Annotated in this window: 11 protein-coding genes and 1 tRNA gene; 9 read left to right on the top strand and 3 right to left on the bottom strand. The window is 67.9% G+C overall.

Annotation, left to right across the window (positions count from 1 at the left end; all coding sequences use genetic code 11):
- The first annotated feature begins 130 nt into the window (after positions 1-130).
- The 4 genes from gltB (at position 131) to pyk (ending at position 8,048) form a co-directional block, all read left to right on the top strand.
- On the top strand, positions 131-4,687 hold the full coding sequence (gene gltB, locus ACIA03_RS20205) for a glutamate synthase large subunit (RefSeq protein ID WP_396985763.1): 4,557 nt from the start codon (positions 131-133) through the stop codon (positions 4,685-4,687).
- Positions 4,680-4,802, top strand: coding sequence for a hypothetical protein (locus tag ACIA03_RS20200; RefSeq protein WP_396985761.1), 123 nt, complete (start codon positions 4,680-4,682; stop codon positions 4,800-4,802). The genes gltB and ACIA03_RS20200 overlap by 8 nt, the downstream gene beginning before the upstream one ends.
- Positions 4,795-6,261 (top strand): glutamate synthase subunit beta, encoded by a 1,467-nt coding sequence (locus tag ACIA03_RS20195; RefSeq protein WP_396985759.1) that lies wholly within the window; start codon positions 4,795-4,797, stop codon positions 6,259-6,261. Before ACIA03_RS20200 ends, ACIA03_RS20195 begins: the two co-directional genes overlap by 8 nt.
- 317 nt (positions 6,262-6,578) lie before the next feature.
- Positions 6,579-8,048, top strand: coding sequence for a pyruvate kinase (pyk, locus tag ACIA03_RS20190; RefSeq protein WP_396985757.1), 1,470 nt, complete (start codon positions 6,579-6,581; stop codon positions 8,046-8,048).
- On the opposite strand, the gene ACIA03_RS20185 is transcribed toward pyk, so the two are convergent.
- Complete coding sequence (locus ACIA03_RS20185; RefSeq protein ID WP_396985755.1) at positions 8,045-8,824, bottom strand: transcriptional regulator; 780 nt, start codon at positions 8,822-8,824, stop codon at positions 8,045-8,047. The two genes, pyk and ACIA03_RS20185, sit on opposite strands and share 4 nt — an antisense overlap.
- Before the next feature lie 32 nt (positions 8,825-8,856).
- Positions 8,857-8,942: transfer RNA gene (locus ACIA03_RS20180), tRNA-Leu, on the bottom strand.
- Between the two features lie 72 nt (positions 8,943-9,014).
- Between ACIA03_RS20180 and ACIA03_RS20175 the strand changes: the two genes are divergently transcribed.
- From ACIA03_RS20175 to ACIA03_RS20155, 5 genes are all read left to right on the top strand, one after another.
- Positions 9,015-9,644: a response regulator gene (locus ACIA03_RS20175; RefSeq protein ID WP_141792867.1), complete on the top strand. Its 630-nt coding sequence runs from the start codon at positions 9,015-9,017 to the stop codon at positions 9,642-9,644.
- Between the two features lie 167 nt (positions 9,645-9,811).
- Positions 9,812-11,152 (top strand): SpaA isopeptide-forming pilin-related protein, encoded by a 1,341-nt coding sequence (locus ACIA03_RS20170; protein ID WP_396985754.1) that lies wholly within the window; start codon positions 9,812-9,814, stop codon positions 11,150-11,152.
- Positions 11,153-11,160: 8 nt separating this feature from the next.
- The gene (locus tag ACIA03_RS20165; RefSeq protein WP_396985752.1) at positions 11,161-12,153 is read left to right on the top strand and encodes a branched-chain amino acid ABC transporter permease; all 993 of its coding nucleotides are present in this window, start codon (positions 11,161-11,163) and stop codon (positions 12,151-12,153) included.
- A 1-nt stretch (position 12,154) separates the two neighbouring features.
- Positions 12,155-13,093 (top strand): ABC transporter ATP-binding protein, encoded by a 939-nt coding sequence (locus tag ACIA03_RS20160; protein ID WP_396985750.1) that lies wholly within the window; start codon positions 12,155-12,157, stop codon positions 13,091-13,093.
- Positions 13,090-13,869, top strand: coding sequence for an ABC transporter ATP-binding protein (locus ACIA03_RS20155; protein ID WP_396985748.1), 780 nt, complete (start codon positions 13,090-13,092; stop codon positions 13,867-13,869). Before ACIA03_RS20160 ends, ACIA03_RS20155 begins: the two co-directional genes overlap by 4 nt.
- A 62-nt stretch (positions 13,870-13,931) precedes the next feature.
- Here ACIA03_RS20155 and ACIA03_RS20150 read toward each other — a convergent pair whose 3' ends face one another.
- Positions 13,932-14,504 (bottom strand): GNAT family N-acetyltransferase, encoded by a 573-nt coding sequence (locus tag ACIA03_RS20150; protein WP_396985746.1) that lies wholly within the window; start codon positions 14,502-14,504, stop codon positions 13,932-13,934.
- Positions 14,505-14,830 lie beyond the last annotated feature (326 nt).

The raw sequence follows: 14,830 nt of genomic DNA, 5'->3' as shown, positions 1-14,830 counted from the left end.
CCGCAAGGGCGCGCGCACCCGTCGCAGACATCCCCCGCTCCGGACCCGACTCGAAGCAGAGTCGAAGATCCGGAGTTATTGGGCTGCGTCGGTCGGTGCGTGCCCGAGCCCGGACAGACGGGAGATCCCGGTGCCGTACGAGCACTCGTATCCATCCCCCCAGGGCCTCTACGACCCTCGGTTCGAGAAGGACGCCTGCGGCGTCGCCATGGTTGCCACACTGACCGGCGTCGCCAGCCACGACATCGTGAAGCAGGGCATCCGTGCCCTCGTGAATCTCGACCACCGCGGTGCTGCCGGCGCCGAGACCAACTCTGGCGACGGCGCCGGGATCCTGCTCCAGGTCCCCGACGCCTTCCTGCGCGAGGTCGTCGACTTCGACCTGCCTGCCGAGCGTGCCTACGCCGTCGGAACCGCCTTCATCCCGGGCGACGTCGACCAGGTCGAGCGCACCGTGAAGCTGGTCGAGGAGATCGCGACCGAGGAGGGCCTGGAGGTCCTCGGCTGGCGTGAGGTGCCGGTCAACCCCGAGTCCCTCGGCGCCACCGCCAAGGCGGTCATGCCGACCTTCCGTCAGCTCTTCGTCGCCGGCGCCAAGCAGCGCGTGACCGGCCTGGCCCTGGAGCGGCTCGCCTTCTGCCTGCGCAAGCGCGCGGAGAAGGAGACCGACGTCTACTTCCCGTCGCTGTCCAGCCGCACCATCGTCTACAAGGGCATGCTCACCACGCCCCAGCTGGCCGAGGTGTTCCCCGACTTGGTCGACGAGCGGGTCGCCTCCGCGATCGCCGTCGTCCACAGCCGGTTCTCGACCAACACCTTCCCGAGCTGGCCGCTGAGCCACCCGTTCCGGTTCATCGCCCACAACGGCGAGATCAACACCGTGATGGGCAACCGCAACTGGATGAAGGCGCGCGAGTCGCTGCTCGAGTCCGAGCTCATCCCGGGCGACCTCGAGCGGCTCTTCCCGATCTGCACCGAGGGCGCCTCCGACTCGGCCTCCTTCGACGAGGTCCTCGAGCTGCTCCACCTGGCCGGCCGCAGCCTGCCCCACGCCATGCTGATGATGATCCCGGAGGCGTGGGAGAAGCACGAGGAGATGGACCCCGCCCGCAAGGCGTTCTACGAGTTCCACTCCTCGCTGATGGAGCCCTGGGACGGTCCCGCGAGCGTCGTCTTCACCGACGGCACCCAGATCGGCGCGGTCCTCGACCGCAACGGCCTGCGTCCCTCGCGCTACTGGGTCACCGAGGACGGCCTGGTCGTGCTCGGCTCCGAGGCCGGCGTGCTCGACGACATCGACCCCGCCACCGTGGTCCGCAAGGGCCGGGTCCAGCCGGGCAAGATGTTCCTGGTCGACACCGCGGAGCACCGCATCATCGAGGACGACGAGATCAAGTCCGAGCTCGCCGCCGAGCACCCCTACGACGAGTGGCTCCACGCCGGTCTCGTACGCCTCGAGGACATCCCCGAGCGTGAGCACATCGTCCACACCCACGCGAGCGTGACCCGTCGCCAGCAGGTCTTCGGCTACACCGAGGAGGAGCTCCGGATCCTGCTCGCGCCGATGGCCAACACCGGCGCCGAGCCGATCGGCTCGATGGGCACCGACAGCCCGATCGCGGCGCTGAGCGACAAGCCGCGGATGCTGTTCGACTACTTCGCCCAGCTCTTCGCGCAGGTCACCAACCCGCCGCTGGACGCGATCCGCGAGGAGCTCGTCACCAGCCTCAACGGCACCATCGGCGCCGAGTCCAACCTGCTCAACCCGGGCCCGGCCTCGTGTCGTCAGATCGTGCTGCCGTTCCCGGTCATCTCCAACGACGACCTGGCCAAGATCCGTCACATCAACCGTGACGGCGACATGCCGGGCTTCCAGGTCCACATCGTCCGCGGCCTCTACGAGGTCGACGGCGGTGCGGAGGCTCTCCGCACCCGTCTGGACGAGATCGCCGCGGAGGTCTCCCAGGCGATCGAGGACGGCGCCCGGATCATCGTCCTCTCCGACCGCCACTCCACCCAGGAGATGGCGCCGATCCCGTCGCTGCTGCTCACCGGCGCCGTCCACCACCACCTGGTCCGCGAGCGCACCCGCTCGCAGGTCGGCCTGCTGGTCGAGGCCGGCGACGTACGCGAGGTCCACCACGTCGCCCTGCTCATCGGCTACGGCGCCGCCGCGGTCAACCCCTACCTGGCGGTCGAGTCCGTCGAGGACCTCGCCTACGAGGGCTACTACGTCAAGGCCGACGCCGAGAAGGCGATGGCCAACACCATCAAGGCGCTCGGCAAGGGCGTCCTCAAGGTGATGTCGAAGATCGGCGTCTCCACGGTCGCCTCCTACACCGGCGCCCAGATCTTCGAGGCCGTCGGCCTCTCGCAGGAGGTCGTGGACCGCTACTTCACCGGCACCACCTCCAAGCTCGGCGGCATCGGCCTCGACGTGATCGCCGAGGAGGTCGCGAAGCGACACGCCACGGCCTACCCGCGCGACGGCGTCGTCAACGCCCACCGCGCGCTGCCCATCGGCGGCGAATACCAGTGGCGTCGCGAGGGTGAGCCGCACCTGTTCGACCCGGAGACGGTCTTCCGCCTCCAGCACGCGACCCGCAGCGGCCGCTACGACGTGTTCAAGCAGTACACCGACCGCGTCAACGAGCAGTCCGAGCGGCTGATGACGCTGCGCGGGCTCTTCAAGCTCAAGAGCGCCGAGGAGCTGGGCCGCCAGAAGATCTCGATCGACGAGGTCGAGCCCGTCGAGGCGATCGTCAAGCGCTTCTCGACCGGCGCGATGTCGTACGGCTCGATCTCTCGTGAGGCCCACGAGACGCTCGCCATCGCGATGAACATCCTCGGTGGCAAGTCCAACACCGGCGAGGGTGGCGAGGACCCCGAGCGGCTCTACGACCCCGAGCGGCGCTCCTCGATCAAGCAGGTCGCCTCCGGTCGCTTCGGCGTCACGAGCGAATACCTGACCAACGCCGACGACATCCAGATCAAGATGGCTCAGGGTGCCAAGCCCGGTGAGGGCGGCCAGCTGCCCGGCCACAAGGTCTACCCGTGGGTGGCCAAGACGCGTCACTCGACGCCGGGCGTGGGTCTCATCTCCCCGCCGCCGCACCACGACATCTACTCCATCGAGGACCTGGCTCAGCTGATCCACGACCTCAAGAACGCCAACCCGAGCGCTCGCGTCCACGTGAAGCTCGTGGCCGAGGTCGGCGTCGGCACCGTCGCCGCGGGTGTTTCCAAGGCACACGCCGACGTGGTGCTGATCTCCGGTCACGACGGCGGCACCGGCGCCTCCCCGCTCACCTCGCTCAAGCACGCCGGCGGTCCCTGGGAGCTCGGCCTCGCCGAGGCGCAGCAGACGCTGCTCCTCAACGGGCTGCGCGACCGCATCGTGGTGCAGACCGACGGCCAGCTCAAGACCGGCCGTGACGTGGTCATCGCCGCGCTGCTCGGTGCCGAGGAGTTCGGCTTCGCCACCGCGCCGCTGGTCGTCTCCGGCTGCGTGATGATGCGGGTCTGCCACCTCGACACCTGCCCGGTCGGCGTCGCCACCCAGAACCCGGTCCTGCGGGAGCGGTTCACCGGCAAGGCGGAGTACGTCGTCAACTTCATGCGCTACATCGCCGAGGAGGTCCGCGAGCTCCTCGCCGAGCTCGGCTTCCGCAGCATCGACGAGGCCGTCGGCCACGCCGAGGCGCTCGACGCCCGTGACGCGATCGACCACTGGAAGGCCTCCGGGCTCGACCTGTCGCCGATCTTCACCCGCGTGGAGTCGCCGCAGCAGTTCGCCGACCAGGCCCTCTACAACACCAAGGGCCAGGACCACGGGCTGGAGAAGTCGCTCGACGTCAACGAGCTGCTGCCGCTCGCGGCCCCGGCGCTCGAGCGCGGCGAGCCCGTACGCGCCCAGCTGCCGATCCGCAACGTCAACCGCACCGTCGGCACGATCCTCGGTCACGAGATCACCAAGCGCTACCGCGGCGCGGGGCTGCCCGAGGGCACGATCGACATCACCTTCACCGGCTCCGCGGGCCAGTCCTTCGGCGCGTTCATCCCGAGCGGCCTGACGCTGCGCCTGGAGGGCGACGCCAACGACTACGTCGGCAAGGGCCTCTCCGGCGGCCGGGTGGTCATCCGCCCGGAGCGTACGGCCGGGTTCCGGGCCGAGGAGCACATCATCGCCGGCAACACGCTGGCCTACGGCGCCACCAGCGGGCGGATCCACATCCGCGGTGGCGTGGGGGAGCGGGCCGCGGTCCGCAACTCCGGCGCCAGCATCGTCACCGAGGGTGTCGGCGACCACGGCTGCGAGTACATGACCGGTGGTCGTGTCGTCGTGCTCGGCCCGACCGGGCGCAACTTCGCGGCCGGTATGTCCGGCGGTATCGCCTGGGTCCTCGACTTCGAGGAGCAGCGGCTCAACGGCGAGCTGGTCGATGCCACCGGCGTCGAGGAGAAGTACGCCGCCGAGCTCGAGCAGCTGGTCCGCGACCACCTCGAGGAGACCGGCTCGGCCGTCGCCGAGGCGCTCCTGGCCGATTGGCCGAATTCTCTGACCCGCTTCACGCAGGTCATGCCCAGTGACTACAAGCGCGTGCTCGAAGCCCAGGAGGAGGCCCTCGAGGAGGGTCTCAACGAGGACGAGGCAGCGCAGCGGATCATGGAGGTGCTTCATGGCTGAGCTTGCGAAGTCCATGAAAATCCAACACAGCATGGATGAGCTTGCGAGCTCGACGAACGTCGAGCACAGCATGGCTGACCCTGCTGAGGTGAAGAAGGAGGCCTACTGTGGCTGACCCCAAGGGCTTTTTGAAGAACGGTCGTGAGGTCGCGACCCGGCGTCCTGTCGAGGAGCGGGTCAAGGACTGGCACGAGGTCTACCCGGGCAAGATCGGCAAGACCCTGCTGCCGATCATCAACACCCAGGCCTCGCGCTGCATGGACTGCGGCATCCCGTTCTGCCACCAGGGCTGCCCGCTCGGCAACATCATCCCCGAGTGGAACGACCTGGTCTGGCGCAACGACTGGGAGGGCGCCTCGGAGCGTCTGCACGCGACCAACAACTTCCCCGAGTTCACCGGTCGCCTCTGCCCGGCGCCGTGTGAGTCCGCCTGCGTGCTGGGCATCAACCAGCCCGCGGTGACCATCAAGAACATCGAGGTCGCGATCATCGACAAGGCCTGGGACGCGGGCCACGTCAAGCCGCAGCCGCCCGAGTGGCTCTCCGGCAAGGCGGTCGCCGTGATCGGCTCCGGCCCCGCGGGCCTGGCCGCCGCCCAGCAGCTGACCCGGTCGGGCCACACCGTGGCCGTCTACGAGCGGGCCGACAAGATCGGCGGGCTGCTGCGCTACGGCATCCCCGAGTTCAAGATGGAGAAGTCGCAGGTCGACCAGCGCCTGGCGCAGATGCGCCGAGAGGGCACGGTCTTCCGTCCGGGCGTCAACGTCGGCACCGACATCACCGGCGCGCAGCTGCGGGACCGCTACGACGCCATCGTGCTGGCCAACGGCTCGACCGTGGGCCGCGACCTGCCGGTCCCCGGGCGTGAGCTGAAGGGGATCCATCAGGCGATGGAGTACCTGCCGCAGTCCAACCGGTCCTCGCTCGGTGAGGCGGTCCCCGACCAGATCCTGGCCGAGGGCAAGCACGTGGTCATCATCGGTGGCGGTGACACCGGCGCCGACTGCCTCGGCACCGCGATCCGCCAGGGCGCGGAGTCGATCACCCAGCTGGAGATCATGCCGCGTCCGCCGGAGGAGCGCCCCGAGGGTCAGCCGTGGCCGACCTACCCGATGACCTACCGGGTCGCCTCTGCGCACGAGGAGGGTGGCGAGCGGGTCTACGCGGTCTCCACCAAGGAGTTCCTCGGCACCGAGGACGGCCGCGTACGCGCCCTCAAGCTCGTCGAGGTCGAGTTCATCGACGGCAAGCTGACCGAGAAGGAGGGGACCGAGAAGGAGATCCCCGCCGACCTGGTCCTGCTGGCGATGGGCTTCACCGGCCCGGAGAAGGACGGCCTCCTCACCCAGCTGGGTGTGGAGTACGACGCGCGCGGCAACGTCGCCCGCGACGACTCCTTCGCCACCTCCGTCCCCGGCGTGTACGTCGCCGGCGACGCGGGCCGCGGACAGTCGCTGATCGTGTGGGCGATCGCCGAGGGCCGCGCTGCGGCGGCCGCGGTCGACACCTACCTCACCGGCTCGACCAACCTGCCCGCGCCGATCCGTCCGACGGACCGGCAGCTGATGGTCTGAGGCCCACAGGCCGAGGCACAACGGCGTGCCGACCACTGGCCCGGCACCTCCACCTCGGAGGTGTCGGGCCAGTCGGGTCTCAGCCATCGGATCGGAGGATCCGACAGCGTTCGTACACACTTGTGGCGGGGAGTTTGTGGCACACCTCCATTGCCCGGGCCCGCGGGAAGCGGCTAGCCGCCGGCGCCTTCACGCCGGGCCCAGCGTGGAGCGACCACATCTGACTCGGACGATGGGGTAAACCGTGCGTGAACGGCCTGATCAGGACGTGGTCCGGGTGCTGGTTTGAACGATCCAGAGGGGTAGTCTGGGCTCCCGTGAGAAGAGCGAAGATCGTCTGCACCCTGGGACCCGCCGTCGGGACGGAGCGTCGCATCCGCGAGCTCGTCTACGCAGGCATGGACGTGGCCCGGATGAACATGAGCCATGGGTCCCACGACGACCACTCCAGCAACTACGCGCTGGTGCGGGAGGCGGCTGCGGCGAGCGGGCACAGCGTCGGCATCTTCGCCGACCTGCAGGGGCCCAAGATCCGGCTGGAGCGGTTCAAGGAGGGGTCCACGACGCTCCGCCGCGGCCAGGCCTGGACGATCACCACGCGCGACGTACAGGGTGACGACCAGATCTGCGGGACGACCTACAAGGGCCTGCCCGGTGACGTGAAGGTCGGCGACCCGATCCTGATCGACGACGGCAAGCTGCGCCTGCGGGTGACCGCGGTCGACGACACCGACGTCCACACCGAGGTGCTGGTCGGCGGGCCGGTCTCCAACAACAAGGGCATCAACCTCCCCGGCGTCGCGGTCTCCGTGCCGGCCCTGTCCGAGAAGGACGAGGAGGACCTCCGGTTCGCCCTCAAGCTCGGCGTCGACATGGTCGCGCTCAGCTTCGTGCGCAACGCGAAGGACTACGAGGACGTCCGCAAGATCATGGACGAGGAGGGGCGCGTCGTCCCGGTCATCGCCAAGATCGAGAAGCCGCAGGCGATCGACAACCTCGACGAGGTCATCGCAGCGTTCGACATGTTCATGGTCGCCCGTGGCGACCTCGGCGTGGAGTGCCCGCTCGAGGAGGTCCCGTTCCTGCAGAAGCGGATCATCGAGCTGGCCCGGCTCAACGCCAAGCCGGTCATCGTCGCCACCCAGATGCTCGACTCGATGATCTCCAACCCGGCGCCCACCCGCGCCGAGGCCAACGACGTCGCCAACGCCGTCCTCGACGGCGCCGACGCGGTGATGCTCTCCGCCGAGACGAGCGTGGGGGAGTATCCGATCCACACCGTCGAGACCATGGCGCGCATCATCGCCGCCACCGAGCGCCACGCCCTCTCCCGGGACGGCTCCGCCGCCGCCGAGCTCAGCCGCATCGACTGGGACCCGCACACCCGCTCCGGCGTGATTGCCAAGGCCGCCGCCGAGGTCGCCGACCGGGTCGGTGCGAAATACCTGGTCGCCTTCACCACCTCCGGCGACTCCGCCCGCCGCCTCTCCCGGCTGCGCGGCGCGATCCCGTTGCTCGCCTTCACCCCCTACGATGCCGTACGCAGCCAGCTCGCGCTCAGCTGGGGCACCGAGACCTTCCGCACCGACGAGGTCGAGCACACCGACGAGATGGTCCGCCAGGTCGACGAGAACCTGCTCAAGCTCGGCCGGGTCGAGGAGGGCGAGCTCGTCGTCATCATCGCCGGCTCGCCTCCCGGCATCCCCGGCTCCACCAACGCCCTGCGCATCCACCGCATCGGCGACGCGATCAACGAGGTCGCGCCGGCCTACGAGCGTAAGGGTTAGGTCTTCGGTCCGATCAGCGCGTCGAGTGCCGCGACCGCCTCGCGGCGCGAGACGCTGATCGTCTTCCAGGAGGACCGGCGCCACGGGATGTCGACCAGATCGAGCGCCCAGGTGCAGAGGTCGCGGATGTCGTCGGAATGGTTGACGAACTGCCACCGACCGTACGCGTAGCGCTTCTTCTCGCCCGCGACGACACGAGTCGCCCAGTTGTTCACCCGACATCCGTCAGAGTGGAACAGCCCGCGTAGGAACGGTCCGGGATGAGCCGTCACTATCTCTTCCTGCCAGTCCTCCAGGGCGATCGGGCGCTCGTGTTTGCGGCCGGGGCCGAGTTGAGGAAACAGGCAGGGGAGGTGTTTCCACGAGATCGTGGTGATCACAGCTCCGGGCACGAGGCGAGTATGTGGACGACCGCCGGGTTTGAGCCGAGCCATCAGGACCGTGAGGCGCTCGTTGATGTCGGGGTACTTCCGGTCGTTGACGATGTGCAGATTGAACACACCGCGGCGGCCTTCGCTGATGTGTCCGTCCCCGAGATACCAGCCAAGAAGCTCGGCGTACGCCTCTTCATCAAGGTCGGCCCCGTCGCATCGTGGACATGGCGGCGCGAGATGGGTCTGGCCGCGGACGATCCCGCGACGTTGGTAGAGCCGCCGCCATCGACGGATCGTCTTGATCGCAACGCCGTGCTTCGCCGCATTGTCTGCGTCGCGCATCCCCTCGTCGGAGCAGCGCAGTGCGCTGTCGACGACGGACTGGGGACGTACGTGTGGCATACGAGCATCATGCGCGTGACCACCGACAGTCTTGGTGCCGGATGTGGGATTCGAACCCACAAGCCCTTTCGGGCAGCGGTGTTTGAGACCGCCGCGTATGCCGTTCCGCCAATCCGGCTGGATCGGGAGAAAATCTACCGGACCGTGGGCGGAATCACTGCACCGGGACGTACCTCCGATGGCCTAGTCTGTGCTCGTGACGGAGAGCAACCCCAGCAGCACCCCGGAGACCCAGGCGCGGCGTACGGTCGTCATCGCGGAGGACGAAGTCCTGATCAGGATGGACCTCAAGGAGATGCTCACCGAGGAGGGCTACGACGTCGTCGGTGAGGCGGGCGACGGCAAGGCCGCGATCGAGCTCGCCACCGAGCACAGACCCGACCTGGTGATCCTCGACGTGAAGATGCCCGTGCTCGACGGGATCGCGGCGGCTGAGGCGATCGCGCGCGACCGGATCGCCCCGGTCGTCATGCTGACCGCGTTCTCCCAGCGAGACCTGGTGGAGCGGGCCCGCGACGCGGGGGCGATGGCCTACCTCGTCAAGCCGTTCAACATCACCGACCTGGTCCCCGCGATCGAGCTGGCGGTGAGCCGCTTCCAGGAGCTCGCCCAGCTCGAGAAGGAGGTCGCAGGTCTGACCGACCGGCTGGAGACCCGCAAGGCGGTCGACCGGGCCAAGGGCATCTTGCAGGAGGGGCTGACGCTCAGCGAGCCCGAGGCGTTCCGGTGGATCCAGAAGACCGCGATGGACCTGCGGCTCTCGATGCGCCAGGTCGCGGAGGGCGTCATCGAGCACGGCGTCAGCGGGCCACGTACCTGAATCCGTGTAAACGGCACGTCACAGAACGGTTGCGGTCTCAGATGGGGGCGAACCTGTGGCTTGTTCGTGGGTGATGTCGGCCTAGACTGCCCGCGCGGATCCGGTCGACCGGCGACATCAGCTGGTGCGAGGATCCGTATTTAGGACACACAGGCAGGAGTACCCACGTGCGCAAGCGGCTCTACAGAGTCCTCGTCGCGCTCATCGGTGCGCTGATGGTGCTGTTGGTAGGGACCCCGATCGCCGCGCAGGCGACCGAGACCCCACCGCCGGATGCCACCGCGATCCAGGTGACGCTTCAGGACGAGGCCAACAAGGATGCCCAAGGCAATCCGAAACCGATCCCGGGAGTGACCCTGGAGGTCACCAAGGACGGCAAGAAGGCCGGTGAGGGCGTCACCGACGCCAAGGGTGTCGCGACCATCGTCGTCGAGGAGCTCGGGAAATACACCGTGACCCTCGACGAGAAGACGCTCCCGGAAGGCACCGTCCTCGACGAGAACACCAAGGACGAGGTCACCGTCACCGTACGCTTCCAGGGCCCGAACAACCGAGCGATCTTCCCGATCGGGGTCACTGCCGGTGAACAGTCGAGCTTCGTCAAGGACTTCGCCCAGAACCTGCGGGCGGGGATCGTGTTCGCCCTGGTCCTGTGTCTGGCCGGCCTCGGCTTCTCGCTCATCTTCGGCACGACCGGCCTGTCCAACTTCGCCCACGGTGAGCTGCTCACCTTCGGCGCCGTGATGGCCTGGAGCTTCGACCAGATCTTCAAGACCGGCGGCCTGGCCTCGGTCTCGGTGATCCTCGCCGGGATCATCGGGGTCGTCCTCGGTGGCCTCGGTGGCTACGTCCAGGACAAGGTGCTGTGGGGCCCGCTGCGCCGCCGCGGCACCGGCCTGATCGCGATGATGATCATCTCGATCGGCCTGGCGATCTTCCTGCGCTACCTGTTCCAGTACTTCTACGGCTCCTCGACCCGCTCGCTGTCGCAGTACAACGGCCAGCAGCGCGAGCAGCACTGGTACTACCTCGGCCTCTCGCTCGCCGACCGCGAGGTGATCATCGTCCTCATCGCGGTCATCACGATCACCGCGGTCTGCGTGTGGCTGGCCAAGAGCCGGATGGGCAAGGCGATGCGCGCGGTCTCGGACAACCCGGCACTGGCCGCGTCCTCGGGGCTGCGGGTCGACGGCGTCATCACCAACGCATGGGTGATCGGTGGCGCGCTGACCGCGCTGTCCGGTGTGCTCTACGCGATGCAGCTGCAGGTCAACAGCTTCATGGGTATGCGGATCCTGCTGGTCATCCTCGCCGCGGTCACCCTCGGTGGTCTCGGCACGATCTGGGGTGCTCTGGTCGGCTCGATGGTGATCGGGCTCGTCTACGAGCTCGGGCCGCTGTTCGGCGTACCGACCTCGATCAAGGAGATCGGCCCGCTGCTGATCATGATCGTGATCCTGCTGGTGCGGCCCCAGGGCATCCTGGGTCGTAAAGAGCGGCTCGGGTAGGAGAGACAATGGATATTCTCGACATTCTCCGGGCGGCGCTGCAGCAGGCGCTGGGCCCGCAGGCGATCGTCTTCGCCCTGGCCGCCATCGGCCTCAACATCCACTTCGGCTACACCGGGCTGCTCAACTTCGGCCAGGCCGGGTTCGTCGCGGTGGGTGCGTACGGCCTGGCTGTCTCCGTGGTCACCTTCGGTGCGCCGTTCTGGCTCGGCATCGTGATGTCACTCGTGGCGCCGCTGGTGCTCGCCGTGATCCTGGGTGTGCCGACGCTGCGTCTGCGTGCGGACTATCTGGCGATCGTCACGATCGCCGCGGCCGAGGTGCTGCGGTTCGTCTTCGGCTCGGTGGAGATGAAGGAGACCTTCGGTGGCTCCAACGGTCTCAACGGCTACGCCAAGCCGTTCCAGGAGGCCAACCCCTACAGCAGCGGCATCGACCTGGGCATCATCTCGTTCGGTCGCAACGACCTGTGGTCGCTGACCGTCGGCTGGATCCTGGTCGCGCTCTGCTGTCTGCTCGTGTGGGCGCTGATGCGCAGCCCGTGGGGCCGTGTGCTCCGCTCCATCCGTGAGGACGAGGACGCGGTCCGCTCGCTGGGCAAGAACGTCTTCGCGTACAAGATGCAGGCCCTTGCGCTCGGTGGTGTCATCGGTGGCCTGGGCGGCATGTTCCTGGCGCTCAAGCAGGCCTCGGTCGTGCCGAGCGACTACTCCACGCTGATGACCTTCTACGCCTTCGCCGCGCTGCTCCTCGGCGGCGCGGCGCGGGTGATGGGGCCGGTTGTAGGCTCGATCATGTTCTGGTTCCTGATCGCGGGGCTGGGCTCGTTCTTCAGCCAGTCGGCCGGTAAGGGCGGCTGGATCCCGACGGTGATCATGACCGACACCCAGGCCAGCGTGATCCGCTACATCATGCTGGGTCTGGCCATCATGCTGCTGATGATCTTCCGTCCCCAGGGGATCTTCGGCGACCGTAGGGAGATCGCGATCGATGGACGCTGACATGACTGACCAGACGAACGAAGAGGCGAGCAAGACCGGGCCTGCGGGCCTGGTCGGGGTGAGTAACGAGCCGGGCAGCAAGAAGCCCGACCCGATCGTCGTCGCCGACAACATCACGCGTACGTTCGGCGGGCTCACCGCCGTCGACGTCGACCACGTCGAGATCCAGCGTGGTGCGATCACCGCGCTGATCGGCCCCAACGGCGCCGGGAAGACGACGTTCTTCAACCTGCTGACCGGCTTCGACCAGCCCAACTCCGGCTCATGGAGCCTGGAGGGCAAGTCGATCAAGGGCGTCGCGCCCTACAAGATCGCCCGCCTCGGCATGGTGCGCACCTTCCAGCTGACCAAGGTGCTGGCCAAGCTCACCGTGATCGAGAACATGCGCCTGGGCGCCACGGGGCAGAAGGGCGAGCGGTTCTGGGCCGCGCCGTTCAAGTTCCTGTGGGGCAACCAGGAGGACGAGGTCACCAAGAAGGCCGACGAGCTGCTCGCCCGGTTCCTGCTCGACAAGAAGCGCGGGGACTTCGCCGGGTCGCTCTCGGGTGGTCAGCGCAAGCTGTTGGAGATGGCCCGCGCGCTCATGGTCGACCCGGAAGTGGTCATGCTGGACGAGCCGATGGCGGGTGTGAACCCGGCCCTGAAGCAGTCGCTGCTGGGCCATGTGAAGTCGCTGCGCGACGAGGGTCGTACGGTCCTCTTCGTCGAGCACGACATGGACATGGTCCGCGACATCTCCGACTGGGTCATCGTGATGGCCCAGGGGAAGATCGTCGCGGAGGGCACTCCTGAGACGGTCATGGCCGACCAGCGTGTCATCGACGCCTATCTCGGGGCCCACCACGACACCGACCTGAGCGAGCTCGACGAAGAGGTCCTCGAGGCCGAGGTCGAGGCAGAGCTCGAGGCCGAGATCGCCCAAGAGGAGGATTCGAAGTGACTTCCAGCGACGCGGAGAAGTTCCGCGAGACACACCTGGGCGAGGCCGAGGGCGCGGTGCTCCGTGCCGACGGCCTGATCGCGGGCTACCTCCCCGGTGTCAACATCCTCAACGACACCGACCTCTACTGCCAGCCCGGCGAGCTCGTCGGCATCATCGGCCCCAACGGCGCCGGCAAGTCGACCCTGCTCAAGGCGCTGTTCGGCCTGGTGAAGATCCACGAGGGCACGGTCAAGCTGGAGGGTGAGGACATCACCGGCAAGCGTGCCGACGAGCTGGTCAGCCGGGGGATCGGGTTCGTCCCGCAGAACAACAACGTCTTCCCGAGCCTGACCATCGAGGAGAACCTCGAGATGGGCTGCTACCAGGCCCCGAAGAGGTTCGCGGAGCGGTTCGAGTTCGTCACCGGGATCTTTCCGGCCCTTGGTGAACGCCGTAAACAGCGCGCCGGTGGCCTCTCCGGCGGTGAGCGCCAGATGGTCGCGATGGGCCGGGCGCTGATGATGGAGCCGTCGGTCCTGCTGCTCGACGAGCCCTCCGCGGGGCTCTCGCCGGTCATGCAGGACGAGGTCTTCGTCCAGACCCGCAAGATCAACCAGGCGGGTGTCTCGATCGTGATGGTCGAGCAGAACGCCCGTCGCTGCCTGCAGATCTGCGACCGCGGCTACGTGCTCGACCAGGGCCGCAACGCCTACACGGGTCCCGGACGAGCACTCGCCGACGACCCGAAGGTGATCGAGCTCTACCTCGGCACTCTGGGTGCCAAGGAGGACTGACGAGTCAGGCCGAACGGCGAGGGCCCCGGAGCGTTCTGCTCCGGGGCCCTCGCCGTCTGTGCTCAGGCGACGGTGTGCGAGCGTCGCTGGGAGCGCCGGGCGGCGAGCAGCTCGCCGACGGCGCTGGACTGCTTCGGGCTGCGCGGCAGGCGCGAGTGATGGGGAAGGGCCCGGCCGAGGACGTTGAGCCGGGAGCGTACGACGGCGGTCGGCGCCACGCGCATGACAGCCTGGGCGCCGAGGCCGATCCGGGCGAGGAACCGGTTGCCGTCACGGCCACCGGCGGAGGCCGCGGCCGCGACCGTCCTGATCCCGCGCTCCTCGGCGAAGGAGACGGCCGACTCCATCAGCATCCGCCCCACGCCGCGGCGGCGGAAGCTGGGCACGACGTGGGGCGCGAAGATCTGCACCGTCGGCTCCAGGTTGAGCGGACCGAAGGTCGTCGCACGCATGTAGACCGCTCCCACCGGCTCGCCGCCGGACTCGGCGACCAGCAGGCGCTGGTCGGGGGAGGCCTCGGCGTCACGGATGATCGTCTCCAGGTCGTTCAGCTGATCCTGGGCGTCCGCCATCCGCAGCGAGTCCTGCCAGATGCCGAGGAGGAAGAGCGCGTCATCGGCTCGTGCCTCTCGCATCGTCACCGGCACCCTGGTCATCGAGTCCGACCCCCATGGGTGCGGGGCGTACAGATCATCACAATTCCTCCACGATCGTGCCTGTTCCTGGCGGGAATCGGTTTCCCGAGTGATCATGTGTCACGTAGGCACCAATGATACGGAGCCGATCATGGGGGCAACCCAGGCGATGATGCCATGGGGGAGATGTAACGGATTGGTGAAAAGACAGGTCCCTCGGGTGATTCACCCACTGAGCGTCTCTAATGTGACTCCGCAAGGTCCGGCGTGAGCCGGGCCAGCCCATACGAAAGAGGGACTTAGCAGTGAACTCATCATCCTCTACC

The sequence above is a fragment of the Nocardioides sp. NPDC051685 genome, assembly GCF_044453405.1.
GTDB lineage: Bacteria > Actinomycetota > Actinomycetes > Propionibacteriales > Nocardioidaceae > Nocardioides.
The sequence above is the reverse complement of the archived record's forward strand: the minus strand, read 5'-3'. Positions and strand labels throughout refer to the sequence as shown.